At 72.5% G+C, this 18,045-nt stretch carries 17 protein-coding genes; 7 read left to right on the forward strand and 10 right to left on the reverse strand.

The genetic code is table 11. The features are described from left to right. Positions 1–20 precede the first annotated feature (20 nt). From ACZ7L5_RS40315 to ACZ7L5_RS40325, 3 genes are read right to left on the reverse strand one after another with little or no spacing between them, the layout of a single operon-like run. Positions 21–683: an ABC transporter permease gene (locus ACZ7L5_RS40315; protein ID WP_328881182.1), complete on the reverse strand. Its 663-nt coding sequence runs from the start codon at positions 681–683 to the stop codon at positions 21–23. A gap of 1 nt (position 684) precedes the next feature. Then, a complete protein-coding gene (locus tag ACZ7L5_RS40320; protein WP_365064448.1) occupies positions 685–1,326 on the reverse strand; it encodes an ABC transporter permease in 642 nt (213 codons plus the stop codon). Further along, positions 1,323–2,381, reverse strand: a complete 1,059-nt coding sequence (locus ACZ7L5_RS40325) for an ABC transporter ATP-binding protein (protein WP_471523502.1) — start codon at positions 2,379–2,381, stop codon at positions 1,323–1,325. The genes ACZ7L5_RS40320 and ACZ7L5_RS40325 overlap by 4 nt, the downstream gene beginning before the upstream one ends. Before the next feature lie 141 nt (positions 2,382–2,522). Here ACZ7L5_RS40325 and ACZ7L5_RS40330 point away from each other — a divergent pair, with 141 nt between their 5' ends. The 3 genes from ACZ7L5_RS40330 to ACZ7L5_RS40340 all read left to right on the forward strand — a co-directional run bounded on the left by ACZ7L5_RS40330 (position 2,523) and on the right by ACZ7L5_RS40340 (position 5,609). Then, positions 2,523–4,040, forward strand: coding sequence for an aromatic amino acid ammonia-lyase (locus ACZ7L5_RS40330; RefSeq protein WP_471523504.1), 1,518 nt, complete (start codon positions 2,523–2,525; stop codon positions 4,038–4,040). Further along, entirely contained in the window at positions 4,037–4,933 is an 897-nt protein-coding gene (locus tag ACZ7L5_RS40335; RefSeq protein ID WP_471523506.1) for a MurR/RpiR family transcriptional regulator, read from the forward strand. Before ACZ7L5_RS40330 ends, ACZ7L5_RS40335 begins: the two co-directional genes overlap by 4 nt. A gap of 88 nt (positions 4,934–5,021) precedes the next feature. Next, positions 5,022–5,609 carry a hypothetical protein gene (locus ACZ7L5_RS40340; protein ID WP_471523508.1) on the forward strand — a complete coding sequence of 196 codons (588 nt, stop codon included), beginning with the start codon at positions 5,022–5,024 and terminating at the stop codon, positions 5,607–5,609. A gap of 1 nt (position 5,610) precedes the next feature. On the opposite strand, the gene ACZ7L5_RS40345 is transcribed toward ACZ7L5_RS40340, so the two are convergent. The 5 genes from ACZ7L5_RS40345 to ACZ7L5_RS40365 form a co-directional block, all read right to left on the reverse strand. Then, entirely contained in the window at positions 5,611–5,985 is a 375-nt protein-coding gene (locus tag ACZ7L5_RS40345) for a roadblock/LC7 domain-containing protein (RefSeq protein WP_471523510.1), read from the reverse strand. Positions 5,986–5,999: 14 nt separating this feature from the next. Then, entirely contained in the window at positions 6,000–6,497 is a 498-nt protein-coding gene (locus ACZ7L5_RS40350) for a roadblock/LC7 domain-containing protein (protein ID WP_471523512.1), read from the reverse strand. A gap of 88 nt (positions 6,498–6,585) precedes the next feature. After that, the gene (locus ACZ7L5_RS40355; protein ID WP_471523514.1) at positions 6,586–7,368 is read right to left on the reverse strand and encodes a transcriptional regulator; all 783 of its coding nucleotides are present in this window, start codon (positions 7,366–7,368) and stop codon (positions 6,586–6,588) included. Continuing rightward, a complete protein-coding gene (locus ACZ7L5_RS40360; protein ID WP_328881191.1) occupies positions 7,365–7,757 on the reverse strand; it encodes a hypothetical protein in 393 nt (130 codons plus the stop codon). Before ACZ7L5_RS40360 ends, ACZ7L5_RS40355 begins: the two co-directional genes overlap by 4 nt. A gap of 182 nt (positions 7,758–7,939) precedes the next feature. Then, a complete protein-coding gene (locus tag ACZ7L5_RS40365; protein WP_471523516.1) occupies positions 7,940–9,382 on the reverse strand; it encodes a type III PLP-dependent enzyme domain-containing protein in 1,443 nt (480 codons plus the stop codon). A gap of 128 nt (positions 9,383–9,510) precedes the next feature. Here ACZ7L5_RS40365 and hutU point away from each other — a divergent pair, with 128 nt between their 5' ends. The 4 genes from hutU (at position 9,511) to hutI (ending at position 15,117) form a co-directional block, all read left to right on the forward strand. Next, the gene (gene hutU / locus ACZ7L5_RS40370; RefSeq protein ID WP_471523518.1) at positions 9,511–11,175 is read left to right on the forward strand and encodes a urocanate hydratase; all 1,665 of its coding nucleotides are present in this window, start codon (positions 9,511–9,513) and stop codon (positions 11,173–11,175) included. Between the two features lie 95 nt (positions 11,176–11,270). Beyond that, positions 11,271–12,479 (forward strand): allantoate amidohydrolase, encoded by a 1,209-nt coding sequence (locus ACZ7L5_RS40375; protein WP_467480069.1) that lies wholly within the window; start codon positions 11,271–11,273, stop codon positions 12,477–12,479. Next, a complete protein-coding gene (locus tag ACZ7L5_RS40380) occupies positions 12,476–13,825 on the forward strand; it encodes a formimidoylglutamate deiminase (RefSeq protein WP_471523520.1) in 1,350 nt (449 codons plus the stop codon). The genes ACZ7L5_RS40375 and ACZ7L5_RS40380 overlap by 4 nt, the downstream gene beginning before the upstream one ends. Continuing rightward, positions 13,822–15,117 (forward strand): imidazolonepropionase, encoded by a 1,296-nt coding sequence (hutI, locus tag ACZ7L5_RS40385; RefSeq protein WP_471523522.1) that lies wholly within the window; start codon positions 13,822–13,824, stop codon positions 15,115–15,117. The genes ACZ7L5_RS40380 and hutI overlap by 4 nt, the downstream gene beginning before the upstream one ends. A gap of 39 nt (positions 15,118–15,156) precedes the next feature. Here the strand turns inward: hutI and ACZ7L5_RS40390 are convergent, their stop codons facing one another. Next, positions 15,157–16,800 (reverse strand): ricin-type beta-trefoil lectin domain protein, encoded by a 1,644-nt coding sequence (locus ACZ7L5_RS40390; RefSeq protein WP_471523524.1) that lies wholly within the window; start codon positions 16,798–16,800, stop codon positions 15,157–15,159. A gap of 250 nt (positions 16,801–17,050) precedes the next feature. After that, positions 17,051–18,004 carry an RNA polymerase sigma factor SigF gene (locus ACZ7L5_RS40395; protein WP_328884424.1) on the reverse strand — a complete coding sequence of 318 codons (954 nt, stop codon included), beginning with the start codon at positions 18,002–18,004 and terminating at the stop codon, positions 17,051–17,053. Between the last annotated feature and the right edge of the window lie 41 nt (positions 18,005–18,045).

Below are 18,045 nucleotides of genomic sequence, written 5' to 3' on the forward strand. Positions count from 1 at the left end.
CGTCGGTTCATCGAGGGTCCCTAGGCAGTGCGGTGGCGGAAGAGGAAGCGCTGGAGGCCGGAGAGCAGCAGGTCCAGGGCGACGGCGACCACGGCGACCAGCACCGCGCCGCCGAGCACCTGCACGAGGTCGCGCTGGGCGAGGCCGTCGAAGACGTAGCGGCCCAGGCCGCCGAAGGAGACGTATGCGGCGATGGTCGCCGTGGCCACGACCTGGATCAGGGCCAGGCGCAGGCCGGTCATGATCAGGGGCAGGGCGAGCGGGAGTTCCACCTGGAGGAGGACCTGGTGGGCGCGCATGCCCTGGCCGCGTGCCGCGTCCTTCACGTCCGGGTCGACGGCCGTCATGCCCGCGTAGGTGTTGGTGACGATCGCCGGGACCGCGAGGGCGACCAGGGCGACGTAGACCGGGAGCATGGACAGTCCGCCGGCCAGGAAGACCAGCACGACCAGGCCGACGGTCGGCAGCGCGCGGCCGAAGGACGCGAGGTTGATCGCGACGAAGGCGCCCTTGCCGGTGTGGCCGATCAGCAGGCCGAGGGGGAGGCCGATCGCCGCCGCGATGAGCGTGGCGAGCAGCGAGTACTGGAGGTGCTCGGCGAGGCGGTGCGCGATGCCGTCCGAGCCGGCCCACTGCTCGCCGCCGACCAGCCAGTCGCCGAGGTTCTTGAAGAGTTCGAACATGTCAGGCTCGCCGCCTCTGCCATGGGGTCAGGACGTACTGCAGGGCTACCAGCGCCGCGTCCGCGACCACGGCCAGCAGGAGGGTCAGGACCACTCCGACGATCACCGGGGTGGGGAAGTTGCGCTGGAAGCCGTCGGTGAAGAGCTGGCCGAGGCCGCCGTCGCCGATGTAGGTCGCGACCGAGACCAGGGAGATCGACATGACCGTCGCGATCCGCACTCCGGCCATGATCACGGGGAGCGCGAGCGGGAACTCGACGGTCAGGAGCGTGCGCAGGGGGCGCGTGCCCATCGCCTTCGAGGCCTCCTTGACCTTCACGGGCACCGAGTCGAGGCCCTCGACCGTGTTCCGGAGCAGGACGACCAGGGTGTAGATCGTCAGGCCGATCACGGTCGTGGTGCGGGTGAGGCCGGAGACCGGGAGCAGCAGGACGAAGATCGCGATCGACGGGATCGTGAACAGCACGTTCGACAGGCCCAGCAGGAAGCCGCGCAGGGGGCGTATCCGGTGGGCGATCACCGCGAGGGGCAACGAGATCAGTACGCCGAGCAGGACGGCGCTGAGCGCGGCCTGGAGGTGGGAGACGGTGAGGGTGGTGAGGTCGTCGGTGTGGTCGCCTATCCACGACCAGTCGATGGTCATGCGGCCACCTCGGTCTCCGAGGAGTGGGCGCGGGCCTCGGTGTGCGCCTGGCCGGCGTGCTCGTGGATGTCCTCGCGGGACGAGACGCCGCTGAGGACACCGTCGGCGTCGACGCGGGCTATCAGCCCGGTGGGGGAGGCGATGGACTCGTCGAGGGCCGCGAGGAGGGAGTCGGAGTCCTTGAGCGGCCGCACCGGGATCTCGGCGCCGTCCGTGGAACGCCAGTGCAGCGGCTTGCCGGCCTCGTCGCTAACGAGGCTCCAGGCGCCGCCCTCCGGCGCCGGGCCCTGCGGGACGTCCGCGAGGGTCCGCAGCGACAGCAGCTTCAGGCCGCGCTCGGCGCCGAGGAAGTCCGCCACGAAGTCGTCGGCCGGGCGGGCCAGGAGCTCGGCGGGGGAGGCGCACTGGACGAGGTGGCCGCCGGTGCGGAAGATCGCGATCTGGTCGCCCAGGCGTACGGCCTCGTCGATGTCGTGCGTGACGAAGACGATGGTCTTGCTCAACTCCTTCTGCAGGCGCAGAAGTTCGTCCTGGAGCTGGGTGCGGACCACCGGGTCGACCGCGCCGAACGGCTCGTCCATCAGCAGCACGGGCGGGTCGGCGGCGAGTGCGCGGGCCACGCCGACGCGCTGCTGCTGGCCGCCGGAGAGCTGGTGCGGGTAGCGCTTGCCGGTGTCGGGGGTGAGGCCCACGGTCTCCAGCAGCTCGGCCGCGCGGGCCCGGGCCTTCCTGCGGCCGTGGCCCAGCAGCAGGGGCACGGTGGCGACGTTGTCGAGCACCGTGCGGTGCGGGAACAGGCCCGCCTGCTGGATGACGTACCCGATGGAGCGGCGCAGCTCGGCGGCGTCCTGCCGGGTGACGTCCTTGCCCCCGACCCGGATGGTGCCGGAGGTCGGCTCCACCATCCGGTTGATCATCCGCAGGGTGGTCGTCTTGCCGCAACCGGAGGATCCGACCAGGACGGTCACGCCGCCCTCCGGCATCTCCAGGGAGAGATCGTGGACTGCTGTCGTGCCGTTGGGGAAGCGCTTGTGGACCGCGTCGAACTGGATCATGAGTTGTCCCTTGCCCGGCTGTATAACGTCATGCAGAGTTCTTGGTAGCTGAATAGGTTGTCAACGGGTTGGTGTAAATCCGAAGTAACGGATGGCCGACAGGCAAGACCCGATGTCCGGATTGAGGGGAGTTTGGGCTTTATGTCGTCTCGGATCGTGGACGCGCCGAGTGCTGTGACTGCCGGGCACACCGCCCTGGTCGTCCTCGACGGGATCGGGCTCGGCGTCGAGGACGTCGTCCGTCTCGCCGACGGGGCCGCGCGGCCGGTCGCCGCGACCGACGCGATGAAGCGGGCCGAGGAGTCCTGGGACGCCGCCCGCCTGATCGCCGCGACCGGGCGGGTCTACGGCCGTTCCACCGGCGTGGGCGCCAACCGGAACGAGGACGTGCCCACCGAGGCCGCCGCCGAGCACGGCCTGCGCCTGCTGCGCAGCCATGCCGGCGCCATCGGTGCGGAGCTGCCCGCCCGGGAGGTGCGGGCCATGCTCGCCGTACGCGCCAACCAATTGCTGGCCGGCGGCGCGGGCCTCAGGCCCACCGTCATCACGGCCATGTGCGAGGCGCTGGAGAGCGGTGCCCACCCGGTCGTGAACGAGTTCGGCTCGGTCGGCACCGGCGACCTCGCGGCGCTGGCGCAGACCGGCCTCGCGCTGGCCGGCGAACATCCGTGGCGGGGCGCCGGCGCCCCCGAGGCGCAGCCGCTCGACAACAACGACGCCCTCGCCTTCATCAGCAGCAACGCCCTCACCCTCGGTCAGGCGGCCCTCGCCCTGCACGAACTGCGCGGGCTCGTCGCCGCCACCCAGGTCGTCGCCGCCCTGTCGCTGCTCGCCGTCGACGGCTCCCATGAGGCGTACGCCGCTCCCGTGCACACCGCCCGACCGCACCGGGGCAGCTCCGAAGTCGCCCGCGAGATGCGGGAGTTCATCGGCGCCGAGGACCGGCCCACCCCTCCGCTGGGCAGGCTCCAGGACCCGTACGGCTTCCGCTGCCTGCCGCAGATCCACGGCCCCGCGCACGACGCGGCCGACGCCCTGGAGCAGGTGCTCGCGGTCGAGATCAACGCGGCCGCCGAGAACCCCCTCATCTCCCCCGAGGACATGGCCGCCTACCACCACGGCGGCTTCTACCAGGCCCAACTGGCCCTCTCACTCGATCACTTCAGGCTGGCGCTGACCCAGGTGGCCCGGCTGTCGACGTCCCGCCTGTCGACCCTCAACGAGCCCGCCTACACCCGCCTGAAGCCCTTCCTCGCCGACCACGAGCCCGCCTCGTCCGGCGTGATGATCCTGGAGTACGCCGCCGGTGCCGCCCTCGGCGACCTGCGCGCGTTCTCGGCCCCCGCCTCGCTCGGCCACGCTGTACTCTCCCGGGGCGTGGAGGAGCAGGCCAGCTTCGCCTCGCTCGCCGCGCGGCAGACACTGCGCGCATGCGACGCGTACCGTCTCGTCGTCGGCTGTGAACTCGTCGCCGCCGTACGGGCGTTGCGGCTGCGCGGCCTCAGGCCCGAACCGGAGCTCGGCGTGAGCCGGGCGCTGGAGCTGGCCGAGTCGGTGCTCGACGACGACCTGGCCGACCGTCCGCTCACCGACGACGTGACGGCGGCGGCGGCACTGCTGGACCGGTTCACGGACATCTGGAGGGGGAGCGCCGCATGAGCGCGGACAGGACCACGAGCGGAACGGCACACGGGGTGTCCCACGGGGCGCCCCACGGGGCCGACAGCCCCGCCGCGCGTCTCCAGGCGCTCTTCGAGGGGCACCGGCTCACCCCGACCCAGCGGCGCATCGCGCACAGCATGGTGCGGCGGGCCGCCGACGTGCCGTTCCTGTCCAGCGTGGAGCTGGCCGAGCTGGCCGGGGTCAGCCAGCCGTCCGTGACCCGCTTCGCCGTCGCCCTCGGCTTCGACGGCTACCCCGCCCTGCGCAGGCACCTGCGCGAGGTCGCGCCCGTGGAGCCGACGGCGGACGCGGGCTCGTACAACGAGTACCAGCAGGCCGTCGAGGCCGAGATCGAGAACCTGCGGCACCTCGCGGAGGTGCTCGCCGACCCGCGCCCGGTGCAGAAGGCCGGACGCCTGCTCGCGGCCTCCCGTCCCCTGCCGGTGCTCGGCCTGCGGGCGGCGGCCTCCCAGGCGTACGGCTTCGCCTACTTCGCCGCCAAGGTCCACCCGGACGTACGGCTGCTGCACGAGGGCGGCACGATGATCCACGACCGGATCGACGCCGCCGTACGGGCCGGCGCGAGCACCCTGCTCTGCTTCGCGCTGCCCCGGCATCCACGCGAGGTCGTGGACACCCTGGCGTACGCCAAGGAGGCCGGGCTGACGGTCGTGACGGTGGCGGACTCCGCCTTCGCGCCGGTCGCCAAGGTCTCCGACCTGCTGCTGCCCGCCGCCGTCGGCACGGGCCTCGCCTTCGACACGGCCTGCGCGCCGATGCTGCTGGGCCGGGTCCTGCTGGAGGCGATGGCCGACGACCTGCCGGACGCGCAGGCGCGGCTGGAGGAGTTCGACGCACGGGCGGCGGCCCGGGGGCTGTTCGTCGAGTGAGTTCCTGAGAGCTTCTTAAGGCTCGTCTCACGTTGGCTGGCTAGCGTGCGCGCACAGCGGCTGGACAGTGCTGAGACAGGAGGCGGACGTGGCACGCGGTGGAGGGCAGGGGCTGGCTCGGGTGGCCGTCGTCGTACGGGCCGGGGCGGTGCCGTTGTGGTGGCTCGGCGTGTTCGCGGCGGGCATCGGGGCGCTGGTGCCGGGCCTCACGGGGCGCAGGATCGGCGCCCTGGCCGGCGCCGCGCTGTTCATCGTCGCGGCGGCCGTGGTCGCCTGCGTACGCCGCAAGCGGTACACGGCCCTGGCCCGCTCGGCGGCCCGCGCGGGAAAGCACGATGTGCTCCAGGACCGTGCGGTGGCCGCGCGCAACTGGCGCCGGGGCCACCGATGGTGGCTGCTGCCGGCCTTCCTCGCCGCGCTGGGCAGCGCGTTCGCGGTGCCGGCGGCCGGCGGGCTGCTGCTGGCGGGGTGCGGGGCGGGGCTCCGGCTCAAGGCCGCGTGGCTCGGACGGCTGGAGCGGGCCGAGAACGCCCTGCTGTGGGTGCGGGTCGACTGGCTCGACGGCCGGGGCGGCCGCCCCGCGGGCAAGGCCGTGAAGGGCTACCGCACCACGGGTGTCGCCGCGGGCGACGCGGCCCCCGGGGGAGCCCGCCGCCGCACCGCGGCGCTCGTGTAGGTCAGACCTCCAGGTCCTCCTCGATCTTCTTCAACTGGTGCCTGGCCATGGCCAGGTTGGCGCGCTTGGCGTCGAGGACCAGGTACAGGAAGAGACCGTTGCCCCCGCGCCCGGCGATCAGCCGGATCAGGTGGTACTGGTCGCTGAGGGTGATCAGGATGTCCTCGATGCCGCCCTTCAGCCCGAGGTGCTCCATCGTGCGCATCTTGGCGCGGACGACGTCGGTGTTGCCGGCGGCGGCGACATTGAGGTCGAAGGTCTTGCTGCCGCCGAGCGTGCCCAGCGCCATGCCGCTGGTGTAGTCGACGAGCGCGACCCCGGTCGCGCCCTCGATCGAAGCGAGGCATTCCTTCAGCGTGGTCTCGGTGTTGGCCATGACGTGTGTTCCTCTCAACCTTCAGTAGTGGTAGGCGCGTTGGCATCGGTGCGTGCGGCACGCGCGGTTCTGGTGCGGGTGGGCATGGGTTTGGCGGGCTCCCTGGCGGCGCTCTTGGCAGGGCTGCGGCGCACAGGTGCCGCCTCCGCGTCGACGAGCTCCCCGATACGGGCCCCCGCGCGGCGGCCCTCCAGGTGCAGCCGGCCGACGTTGACGCCGTCCTGGGCGAGCAGCGTCAGCACGGCGGTACGGCCCGCGGCGTACGTCGCCACATAGCCCTCCGTGCCGCGCATGAGCAGTTCGCGGAAGTCGCCCCGGCCGGTCGCGTCCGTGACCCGCACCGCGACGCCGAGCGCGGCGGCGGTGAGGGCGGCGAGGCCGTCCGGTTCGACGCCGGGGGTGTCGTGGGCGAGGACGAGGCCGTCCACACCGGCCGCGAGTGCTCCGGTCAGCTGGGGCACGCGGGCTCTGAGCCGGCGGAATTCGTCGAGTATCGGGGCCTCGGCCGCCATCAGGTGTCTCCTCTCGGCGCGGGACCGCTGCGGCGGGCGCCGCGGCTCGGGCGGCCCGGGCGGCTCGCGGTCCTCGAAGGGTTTGCGGTCAAAGGGCCTCCAGCGCATCCCTGACCCTCTTCAGCAGCGCGACGTAGGGATCGGCTGTGTCGGACGGGGGGTCTTCGACGGCGGGCGGCGGCTGCGGGGCCACGAGCCCCGCCGCGGCCAGCCGCCGTATGTGCACCAGCGTGTGGAACGCCGGCCGGCCCAGCTCCCGCGCGATGTCCGTGGCCCGTCGTACGCCGTCCACCCGGGCGAGTACGGCGGCCTGCCGGGGCGGCACCGCGGGCGCCGCGACCGGGTCGGCCCGGATCAGGGGCGCGCTGTCCGTCGCCGGGTCGGGCCAGAGGCGCAGCAGCAGGGCCCGGCGGCGCAGCGTCTCGCGCTCCACGGCGACGACCGGCACGGGATGCACGGAGGCGAGCCAGTGCGCGGTGCCGTAGCGGAAGCGGCCGGGTGTGCTGCTCGGCGCGAGCGCGAAGTACGCCGCGTCGTACAGCGCGCTCACCTGCGCCAGCTCCAGCGCCCCCGGCGTGACCCCGTGCCGCAGCAGCCGCCCCTCGTCGGCGCTGTCCTCGGCGTCCCGCCAGGCCTCGGAGCCGAGGATGCCGTGGGCCGTGAGGAGCTCGTCGAGACCGGGAGCGAGCGGGCTCTCGGCGTGCACCACCCGGCCTTCGGCGAGATGGAGCGTGCCGTGCTCGCGGTCCAGGACGCCGGTGGCCCGCTCGTCCGCGAGGCGGGTCAGCATCGGGGAGACCCCGCCGGCCCGCTGGTGCGCCGTCTGCCGGTCCCGTACCGGCAGCTGCGGTGGTGGTGTGACCACGGTCATCTCAGCACCAGCCGTTCGGCCATCTCGCCGAGCCGGATGCGGGCCAGCGCGAGATTGCCGTCCGCGCGGGCCAGCCACAGGTACAGGAACACACTGCTGTCGAACGTCGTCGGCACGAACCGGAGCACGTGATAGCTGTCCCGGTTGCTGAGGATCACGTCCTCGACGGGCGGATCCGTGGCGTCGGAGCCGTCCTCCGGCCCGAAGGCGTGCTGCTCGGCGGCCAGCCGTGCCAGCTCCGCCGCCTCGGCGGCCGCCGTCTCGTGGTCGCCGCCCGGAGGATCGCCCACCGTGCCCAGGGCCAGCCCGCTCGTCCAGTCGATCAATGCAGCACCACGCGCACCTGGCAGCCGCATCGTCTCCAGCAAGCACTCGTCGATTCCGGGCACCGTCGCTCCCCTCCCGCCTCGGGGTCCGGCTGAGTGACCGCCAAACTACGCAACGTGTGTGCGGCGAGTGAGCGTTCGGGCATTTTCCAGTGGAACATGCGCCGAGTGACTAGGGTGGGTCAACTGACCCTGTTTTCACGTGGCTTGATCGCATATGGCGTACTGCTGCGTGTTGACCTACGTCAACGGCGCCCCGGCGTGGCCAGGGTGGTGAGCGAGTCCGCGTGCGCCCCTCCCGATTCGGCCACGATCTCTTCGGGCGTCTGCGGCTCGCGCACGGTGGCGAAGGCGATGCCCCCGGCCCCGTCCGGCACGAAACCGTGGATGCCGGGCCGGGCGAGCGAGTTGTACGCGTAGTGGTGCGCGAAGTAGTACGCCCCCGTGTCCAGCGCCGCCGCGAAGTCCCCCTGCTCCAGCAGCGGCAGCGCGGCGCCCTCGGCCAGCAGGTCCCCCGAGAAGCAGGCCGGCCCGGCCACGTCCTGCACCACGGCCGGACCCCCCTTCGCGCGTCCCTTGCCGTCGTACGCGGCGATCCTGAGCGGCCAGCTCCCCGGCGCGTACACCGTCCGCGTGGCGACCTGCACGCCCGCGTGCGTGACCGCCACCGGCCGCCCGCCCGCGCTCTTGGCGTACTCGACCCGCGCCACGACGGTCCCGTGCTTGGCCAGCAGCGACCGCCCGAACTCGGTGACCAGCCCGTACCGCCCGTCGAACAGCCCGGGCACCGCCTCGCCCAGCAGTCGCACGTACTGCGCATACGTCGGTGTCGTCACGTCCGACGCGAAGTTGACCGGCAGCCCGCCGCCGATGTCGAGCGTGTCGATCTGCCGCCGCCCGATCCGCCCGTTGATCTCCTCGGCGAGGGCATACGCCTCCGCGACCCCCTGCGCCATGAGCGACAGCGGGATGCCCTGCGAGCCGGTGTGCGCATGCAGCCGCGTCAGCCACGGGCGGTCCTGATAAGCCCGCACGACCCACTCCCGCGCCCCCTCGTCGCGCAGCGCCACCCCGAACTTCGACGTGGCCGTGGCCGTGGACGTCGCCTCGATGGAACCCCCGCCGACCTGCGGGTTCACCCGGATCCCGAGCGGAGAGCGGCTGGCCGCCGACCTCATCAGGGCGTCGACGCGGTCCAGCTCCTGCGGGTTGTCCGCGTTGACGGCGATGCCCAGCGCCAGCGCCTCCCGCAGCTCGGCCGGCGTCTTGGCGGGCGAGTCCAGGACCGTCATCTCCGGGCCCAGCCCCGCTGCCCGCGCCAGCGCCAGCTCACCCGGGCTCGCCACCTCCGCGCCGACGCCCTCCTCGCGCAGCAGCCGCAGCACCGCCACCAGCGGGGTCGCCTTCACCGCGAAGGCGTGCAGCACGGGCGTGCCCGGCGCCACCGCCGCGTCGAACGCCGCCCGCAGCGCCGCCGCGGACTCCCGGATACCGGTCACGTCCAGCAGACCGACGATCGGGGAGCCGGGCCCGAGCAGCCCCTGCTCCACGGCAGCCCGCACCGCCTCGTCCCGCCGGGCCACCCGCTCGGCGTCGGACGCCGGGATCCCGGCTCCGCTGCCCGCTCCGTTGCCCACAACATCCCCCGTCATGCCGTCGTCCCCCGTCACGTCGTCGTACGAGCCCATGCATCCAGCCAAACATCCGGGACGCGCCGATGCTGGCGCACGGATGTATTGACTAGTTCTATTCAGGCGGCCAGGATGTGAATACCCACCTCAACAGTTCGCAGTCACAGTCCGCTGGGAGGCAGACCATGTCAGGACCCCGCCCCGTCCGAGCACCGCGCGGTACGGAACTGAGTGCCCTGGGATGGCAGCAGGAAGCCGCCCTGCGGATGCTGCAGAACAACCTCGACCCCGAGGTCGCCGAGCACCCCGACAAGCTCGTCGTCTACGGCGGCACCGGCAAGGCCGCCCGCGACTGGCGCTCCTTCGACGCGATGGTGCGCACGCTGAAGGGCCTGAAGCAGGACGAGACGATGCTCGTCCAGTCCGGCAGGCCCGTCGGCGTCATGCAGACCCACGAGTGGGCCCCGCGCGTCCTCATCGCCAACTCCAACCTCGTCGGCGACTGGGCCAACTGGGAGGAGTTCCGCCGCCTGGAGGCCCTCGGCCTCACCATGTACGGCCAGATGACGGCCGGCTCCTGGATCTACATCGGCACCCAGGGCATCCTCCAGGGCACGTACGAGACCTTCTCCGCCGTCGCCGCGAAGAAGTTCAACGGCACTCTCGCCGGGACGATCACCCTCACCGCCGGCCTCGGCGGCATGGGCGGTGCCCAGCCGCTCGCCGTGACCATGAACGACGGCGTCGCGATCTGCGTCGACTGCGACCCGCGTGCCATCGAGCGGCGCATCGAGCACCGGTACCTCGACGTGAAGGCCGACTCCCTCGACCACGCCCTGCAGCTGGCCACCGAGGCCCGCGACGCCCGCCGTCCGCTGTCCATCGGCGTCCTCGGCAACGCGGCCGAACTGCTCCCGCAGCTCCTGGCGATGGGCGCCCCCATCGACATCGTCACCGACCAGACCTCGGCGCACGACCCGCTGGCGTACCTGCCGGTCGGCGTCGACTTCGACGACATGGCCTCCTACGCGGCCAAGGACCCGGCCGGCTTCACCACCCGGGCCCGCGAGTCCATGGCCAAGCACGTCGAGGCCATGGTCGGCTTCATGGACGCCGGCGCCGAGGTCTTCGACTACGGCAACTCGATCCGCGGCGAGGCCCAACTCGCCGGTTACGACCGGGCGTTCGCCTTCCCCGGCTTTGTGCCGGCCTACATCCGCCCCCTGTTCTGCGAGGGCAAGGGCCCCTTCCGCTGGGCTGCCCTCTCGGGCGACCCGGCCGACATCGCCAAGACCGACAAGGCGATCCTGGACCTGTTCCCGGAGAACGAGTCCCTTGCCCGCTGGATCAAGATGGCCGGCGAGCGCGTGCACTTCCAGGGACTGCCCGCCCGCATCTGCTGGCTCGGCTACGGCGAGCGGGACAAGGCCGGCGAGCGCTTCAACGACATGGTGGCGTCCGGTGAGCTCGCCGCGCCGCTGGCCATCGGGCGCGACCACCTCGACTGCGGTTCCGTCGCCTCTCCCTACCGTGAGACCGAGGCCATGCTCGACGGGTCCGACGCGATCGCCGACTGGCCGCTGCTGAACGCCATGGTGAACGTGGCGTCCGGCGCGTCGTGGGTGTCCATCCACCACGGAGGCGGCGTGGGGATGGGACGGTCCATCCATGCCGGGCAGGTCACGGTGGCCGACGGCACGAAGCTCGGCGGTGAGAAGATTCGTCGCGTCCTCACCAACGACCCCGGGATGGGCGTCATCCGGCATGTCGACGCCGGGTACGACATCGCGGAGTCGGTCGCCGACGAGCGGGGCGTCCGCGTCCCGATGCGCGAAGGTGACGACGCGTGACCCAGCATTCGGGCGGGCACGGCAACTCTTCGGTGGGGACTGAGGTCTCGTCGCCGGGTGCCGGTTCGGCCGTGCAGGGCAGCTCCTTCCACTCCATGTGGCGTGACCTGCTCCCCATCGGCCGGCACCCCGCCTCCCGCGGCTACCGGCGTTTCGCCTGGACCGGTGTGGACCTCGAATGCCGGGCCTGGTTCAAGGAGCAGGCCGAGGCGAGGGGGCTCGACTACGAGGTCGACCGCAACGGGAACCAGTGGGCCTGGCTCGGGGACCCCGCCGCCGGGGACGCGGTCGTCACCGGGTCGCATCTGGACTCGGTACCGGACGGGGGCGCCTTCGACGGCCCCCTCGGCGTCGTGTCCTCCTTCGCCGCCCTCGATGAACTGCGCGGCAGGGGCGCCGACTTCACCAAGCCCCTCGCCATCGTCAACTTCGGCGACGAGGAGGGCGCACGGTTCGGGCTCGCCTGTGTCGGGTCCCGGCTCACCGGCGGGCAGCTCACCGTCGAGGGCGCCCACAAGCTGACCGACGGCGAGGGGGTCAGCCTGCCCCGGGCCATGGAGGCCGCCGGCTACGACCCCGACACCATCGGCGCCGATCCGGAGCGGCTCGCCCGCATCGGGGCCTTCGTCGAGCTGCACGTCGAGCAGGGCCGTGCCCTCGACCTGTCCGGCGACCGGGTCGGCATCGCCAGCGCCATCTGGCCGCACGGCCGGTGGCGGTTCGACTTCCGGGGCGAGGCCAACCACGCGGGCACCACCCGGCTCGTGGACCGGCGCGACCCCATGCTGTCGTACGCCGAGACCGTGCTCGCCGCCCGCCGCGAGGCCGAACTCGCCGGTGCCGTCGCCACCTTCGGCAAGATCAGCGTCGAGCCCAACGGCGTCAACGCCATCCCGTCCCTGGTGCGCGGCTGGCTCGACTCCCGTGCCGAGGACCAGGCGAGCCTGGACCGCGTGGTCGGCGGCATCGAGAAGGCGGCCCGTGAGTACGCGGCAGCCCACGGCATCGACCTCGACGTCGTCCGCGAGTCCTTCACGCCCGTCGTCGAGTTCGACCACGCCCTGCGCGACGAACTCGCCCGCATCCTCGGCCAGGAGAGGGAACCCGAGCTCAAGGTCCCCGTCCTGGGCACCGGCGCCGGACACGACGCCGGGATCCTGTCCGGGAGCATTCCGACCGCCATGCTGTTCGTACGCAACCCCACGGGCGTCTCGCACTCCCCGGCCGAGTTCGCCGCCGAGGACGACTGCGTGGCCGGAGTCATCGCCCTCGCCGACGTTCTGGAAGGACTGGCCTGCACGTGACGCCCACCCAGCAGACCCGTACCTACTGGCTGGAACACGCCTGGCTCGGCACTCATGTCGAGCCGGGCGTGGCCGTCGAAGTCGCGGACGGCCGCATCACCGCCGTCCGCACCGGCACAAAGACTCCGCCGCCGGGCGCGGAGGCCCTCCGCGGCCTGACGCTCCCCGGCCTCTCCAATGCCCACTCCCACGCCTTCCACCGCGCCCTGCGCTCCACGGTCCAGGTCGGCTCCGGCACCTTCTGGACCTGGCGCGAGGTCATGTACGCCACCGCCGACCGGCTGACCCCCGAGACCTACCGCGACCTCGCCCGCGCGGTGTACGCGGAGATGGCGCTGGCGGGGATCACGTCGGTCGGTGAGTTCCACTACGTGCATCACACGCCGGGCGGCACCCCCTACGCCGACCCCAACGCCATGGGCGAGGCCCTCATCGAGGCCGCCGCCGACGCCGGCATCCGCATCACCCTCCTCGACACCGTCTACCTGTCGTCCGGCTTCGGACAGCCCCCCAACGCCCACCAGCGCCGCTTCTCGGACGGCAGCGCGGAGGCCTGGGCCGAACGCTGTTCAGTTCTCAAGGACCAAGATCACGCACGGATCGGGGCGGCGATCCACTCCGTACGGGCCGTGCCCGCCGACCAGTTGGCGACCGTGGCTCAGTGGGCCGAGGAGCGGCGAGCCCCGCTGCATGTGCACCTGTCCGAGCAGACCGCGGAGAACGACGCCTGCCGGGAAGCCCACGGCTGCACGCCCACCCGGCTGCTCGCCGACCACGGTGTCCTCGGGCCGCGCACCACCGGCGTCCACAACACCCACCTCACCGAGGAGGACATCGCCCTCATCGGCGGCAGCGGCACCGGCACCTGCATGTGTCCGACGACCGAGCGGGACCTGGCGGACGGCATCGGACCCGCCGTCGCCCTTCAGCGGGCCGGCTCCCCGCTCTCCCTCGGCTCCGACAGTCACGCCGTGATCGACCTGCTCGAAGAGGCGCGCGCCATGGAGCTGAACGAGCGCCTGCGCACCCGAACGCGGGGTCACTGGACGGCGGCGGCCCTTCTGCGGGCGGCCTCGGCCGAGGGCCACGCCTCCCTCGGCTGGGACGGCGCGGGCGCCATCGAACCCGGCGCGCTCGCCGACCTCACGACGATCGTGCTCGACTCGGTCAGGACGGCAGGGCCGCCCCCGCGCCTCGGGGCCGAGACGGCCGTATTCGCTGCGTCGGCAGCAGACGTGTCGCATACGGTCGTGGGAGGCCGGCACGTCGTACGGGACGGGGCCCACTCCCTCGTACCGGATGTGCCGCAAGCCCTCGCGGACGCCGTCGAAGCCCTGCGCGGATGACACGGGGCCGCCCACCCGCGCGGCCCGCCTGGGCCCCCGAACCCGACCCCACCGCCGACCAGGCCACCAAGGACGCCATGAGCAACGCGACGACCGTCAGCCCCGCCCACTCCGCGAGCAGCGCAAGCACGCTCATCACCAACATCGCCGCCCTGGTCACCAACGACCCCTCCCTCGGTGACAATTCCCCCCTCGGACTGATCCAGGACGCGGCCGTCGTCATCGAGGGCGACCGCATCGCGTGGACCGGTGATCAAAGCAAAGCACCCGCCACTGACAATCGGGTCGACGCCGGTGGCCGGGCGGTCGTCCCAGGCTTCGTGGACTCCCACTCGCACCTCGTCTTCGCGGGCGACCGCACGCAGGAGTTCAACGCCCGGATGTCGGGGCGGCCGTACAGCGCCGGCGGCATCCGCACGACCGTCGCGGCCACCCGGGCGGCGAGCGACGAGGATCTGGAGCGCAACCTCACGCACTACCTCGCCGAGGCCCTGCGCCAGGGCACCACGACCTTCGAGACCAAGTCCGGCTACGGCCTGACGGTCGAGGACGAGGCCCGCGCCCTGCGCATCGCCGCCGCCCACACCGACGAGGTCACCTTCCTCGGCGCCCACATCGTCTCCCCGGACCATGCCGACGACCCGGCCGCCTACGTCGCCCTCGTCACCGGCGAGATGCTCGACGCCTGTGCGCCGTACGCCCGTTGGATCGACGTCTTCTGCGAGAAGGGCGCCTTCGACGGCGACCAGGCCCGGGAGATCCTCACCGCGGGCAAGGCCAAGGGCCTGCACCCCCGCGTCCACGCCAACCAGCTCTCCTACGGCCCCGGCGTGCAACTCGCGGTCGAACTGGACGCCGCCAGCGCCGACCACTGCACCCACCTCACGGACGAGGACGTCGACGCCCTCGCGAACGGCGACACGGTCGCCACCCTCCTCCCCGGCGCCGAGTTCTCCACCCGCGCCCAGTGGCCCGACGCCCGCCGGCTCCTCGACGCGGGCGCCACCGTCGCCCTGTCCACCGACTGCAACCCGGGCTCGTCCTTCACCTCCTCCGTCCCCTTCTGCATCGCGCTCGCGGTACGGGACATGGGGATGACCCCGGACGAGGCGATCTGGTCGGCCACCGCGGGCGGCGCGGCGGCCCTGAGGCGCGACGACATCGGCCGCCTCACCACGGGCGCCCGCGCCGACCTGCTCCTGCTCGACGCACCGAGCCATGTGCACCTGGCCTACCGGCCGGGCGTACCGCTGGTCAGCGAGGTGTGGCGACGGGGCGTGCGCGAGGCCTGAGACCGAAGGGGCGCCCGGCCCGGGGCCCTTGCACCCGGGCTAGGCGGCCCCCGCCTTCCAGCGCTGCCCGCCGCCCCCGCTCACCGACTCCAGCGACAGCCCGTCCCCGGCACCCCCCGCCGGGGTCACCGCCGTCCCGAAGGCGATGGCAGGACGGATCACGCCGTCGCCGTCCACCACGAACATCAGGTTCTGACCGTTGCGCCCCTCCACCGAGTCGCACGTCCAGACCCCGACGCCCCGGTCCGTCGAACCCCGGCTGTCCAGGCAGAAGTCGGGATCGGCGGACGACTGGAGCACACCGCGATCCGCGTCGACCCGCCAGCGCTGGGTGCCGGACGACGTGCAGGGAGCCGTGATCACATCGGTCCCGTTGAAGAAGGCCCCGCCCACGTCCAGACACAGCCCCGAGGCGACGTTCACGACCTGGGCATACGTGCCGCTCGGCGGGTACGTGGGGGAGGGCGGCGGCTTGGGCCGGGCCGTCTTCGTCGGCGTCGCACTCTTCGTGGGCGACGGCGACTTGGAGCTCCGCGACGGTGACGGTGACGGCGAGGGCGACGAGGCCGACGGCGTCGCCGACACGGTGGCCGTCACCGTGACCGCCACCGGCGGCACGCTCACCGGCGTGCCGACCGCACCCACCGGATCCTGCGACGACGACCCTCCCTGGGCCACCAGGAACGCCACCAGCGGCAGCAACGCCACCCCGAGCGCCGCCGACACCAGCACCACCCGGCGACGATCGGAAGGCCATCCGGGCCCCGGCCAACTCCTCTTCGCGGCAAACCGGGCGGCCCCCCGGGCGGCACTCCCGCGCCGCACGCCCCTACGCAGCACTCCCTCGCGCAGCACTCCCTCGCGCTCTCCCGCAGCGCCGGCCGCATAAGCCGTCCCGCCCCACGGCAGCAGCCCCTCCGCCAGCGCCGCGCGCGGCGAGTCCCGCAGCGCCGAAAGTTCCTCGTACGCCGTCGTGCAGTGCGGGCAGCGCGCCATGTGGGCGTGCAGATCGGCGCTGTCGCGGGGACTGTCCGGCCGTACGGACTCCTCGATGAGGCGGCCGAAGTCGGAGCAGTCGGGGTCGTCGGAGGCGGTGAGACGGGCGCGCAGGCAGGTCCGGGCCAGCTGCTGGAACGCCGGGTCCGTGCCGTACGTGACGTCCTCGCGGGTGAGGCCGAGGAGACCGGCCGTGCGGTCCGCCGGCTCCTGCTCCACGAGGCCGTACCAGATCAGGCCCTGGGCGCGGGACGGCAAGGTCTGGAACGCCGTCAGCATCGGCGGGACCGGGCCGGAGGGGCCGGCCGTGTTCAGCACGAGCAGCAGTCCCGCGTCGAGGCCCGCAGCCCGCTCGTCCATCGCCCAGGTCCCGGCCAGCCGGGCGGTCAGCATGAGCAGTTGGTGCCGCCAGGGCAGCCCGGGGTCGATGCCGCGCGCCGTCTGACGGGCCGCCAGGGCGAACGCCTGGGCCGCCAACTGCCGGGCCATGGAGTCGTTCGGTGTGCACAGGCGGGCGTAGGCGAGGACGGGCGCGTGATGGCGGGCGCGCAGCTCCTGGAGGGCCGGATACGCGGTGGCCGTGTCGGCGCGCAGCAGTTCGGTGAGCCGTGCGTCGGACGCGCCCGCGTGAATACCGGGGTCACTGCCCCCGCGGTCACGGTCCCCACCGTCGTCGGGCCGAGCCATCCGCCTGCCTCCTTGCAGCCGTGCGACCCGCTGCGGAGTCCTACCTACCGGCGGGTATGACGGCTCATAGTGGAGGAAGGGAAGCCCTGGGGAAAGGGTTTCCGTGGGTAACCCGTGAGTCGCCCATGCACGGCGGGGCGGGACGCTCCCGGTCCCGGAACGCGCTGTGCCCGGTGTCCCGCCGACGGAATTCGGCAGGGCACCGGGCACAGCGCAGGTCAGCGTGGAGGAGACGCCACTCCTGGATCGGTCACTCCTCGACCGTCAGCCCCTTCCGGAGCCGGATCAACGTCCGCGACAGCAGCCGCGACACATGCATCTGCGAGATGCCGAGTTCGTCGCCGATCTCCGACTGGGTCAAGCCCGCGACGAATCTCAGGGACAGGATCTTCCGGTCCCGGGGCGGCAGTTCGGCGATGAGCGGCTTCAAGGACTCGACGTACTCGATGCCTTCGATGCCGTGGTCCTCGTAGCCGATCCGGTCGGCCAGCGCGCCCTCGGCGTCGTCCTCCTCGGGCTGGGCGTCCAGCGACGAGGCGGTGTACGCGTTCGACGCCGCCATGCCCTCGACGACCTCGTCGTTGGTCAGACCGAGGCGCTCCGCCAGTTCGGCCACGGTGGGGGCGCGGTCGAGCTTCTGGGCCAGCTCGTCCCCGGCCTTGGCCAGGTCGAGCCGGAGCTCCTGAAGCCGACGCGGTACCCGCACCGACCACGACGTGTCGCGGAAGAAGCGCTTGATCTCACCGATGATGGTCGGCATCGCGAAGGTGGGGAACTCCACGCCGCGGCTGAGTTCGAAGCGGTCGATCGCCTTGATCAGGCCGATGGTGCCGACCTGGATGATGTCCTCCATCGGCTCGCTGCGCGAGCGGAAGCGGGAGGCGGCGAACTTGACCAGCGCGAGGTTGAGTTCGACGAGCGTGTTGCGGACGTACGAGTACTCATGGGTCCCTTCCTCCAGCGACTCCAGCCGCTCGAAGAGGGTCTTGGACAGGGCCCGCGCGTCCACCGGCCCCACCTCGTCGTACGGGGGGATCTCCGGAAGCCCGGCGAGCGCGTCGTCCTGACCGAACTCCTGACCGAAGTCCTGTCCGGGGCGTACGTCATTGCTCAACTCGATGGGATCCAGCTGTTCCGGTCGGGATGCCGACGTCGCCCTCTGGGTATGCGATGCGTCGAGCCGGGGTGACATGATGTCCTCCATCGTTCTCGGCATACGGCTGCCGAAGCCTGCGTGCACTGCGG

The sequence above is a fragment of the Streptomyces sp. NPDC107528 genome (assembly GCF_055639295.1).

Coding starts and splice junctions, on each gene's coding strand:
- ACZ7L5_RS40350 (WP_471523512.1), bottom strand. CDS start 6,497: ATGGCGGCCGAGGCCCCGATACTCGACGAATTCCGCCGGCTCAGAGCC.
- ACZ7L5_RS40315 (WP_328881182.1), bottom strand. CDS start 683: ATGTTCGAACTCTTCAAGAACCTCGGCGACTGGCTGGTCGGCGGCGAG.
- ACZ7L5_RS40355 (WP_471523514.1), bottom strand. CDS start 7,368: ATGACCGTGGTCACACCACCACCGCAGCTGCCGGTACGGGACCGGCAG.
- ACZ7L5_RS40345 (WP_471523510.1), bottom strand. CDS start 5,985: ATGGCCAACACCGAGACCACGCTGAAGGAATGCCTCGCTTCGATCGAG.
- hutI (WP_471523522.1), top strand. CDS start 13,822: ATGACACGGGGCCGCCCACCCGCGCGGCCCGCCTGGGCCCCCGAACCC.
- ACZ7L5_RS40335 (WP_471523506.1), top strand. CDS start 4,037: ATGAGCGCGGACAGGACCACGAGCGGAACGGCACACGGGGTGTCCCAC.
- ACZ7L5_RS40375 (WP_467480069.1), top strand. CDS start 11,271: ATGTGGCGTGACCTGCTCCCCATCGGCCGGCACCCCGCCTCCCGCGGC.
- ACZ7L5_RS40330 (WP_471523504.1), top strand. CDS start 2,523: ATGTCGTCTCGGATCGTGGACGCGCCGAGTGCTGTGACTGCCGGGCAC.
- ACZ7L5_RS40320 (WP_365064448.1), bottom strand. CDS start 1,326: ATGACCATCGACTGGTCGTGGATAGGCGACCACACCGACGACCTCACC.
- ACZ7L5_RS40395 (WP_328884424.1), bottom strand. CDS start 18,004: ATGGAGGACATCATGTCACCCCGGCTCGACGCATCGCATACCCAGAGG.
- ACZ7L5_RS40390 (WP_471523524.1), bottom strand. CDS start 16,800: ATGGCTCGGCCCGACGACGGTGGGGACCGTGACCGCGGGGGCAGTGAC.
- hutU (WP_471523518.1), top strand. CDS start 9,511: ATGTCAGGACCCCGCCCCGTCCGAGCACCGCGCGGTACGGAACTGAGT.
- ACZ7L5_RS40365 (WP_471523516.1), bottom strand. CDS start 9,382: ATGGGCTCGTACGACGACGTGACGGGGGACGACGGCATGACGGGGGAT.
- ACZ7L5_RS40325 (WP_471523502.1), bottom strand. CDS start 2,381: ATGATCCAGTTCGACGCGGTCCACAAGCGCTTCCCCAACGGCACGACA.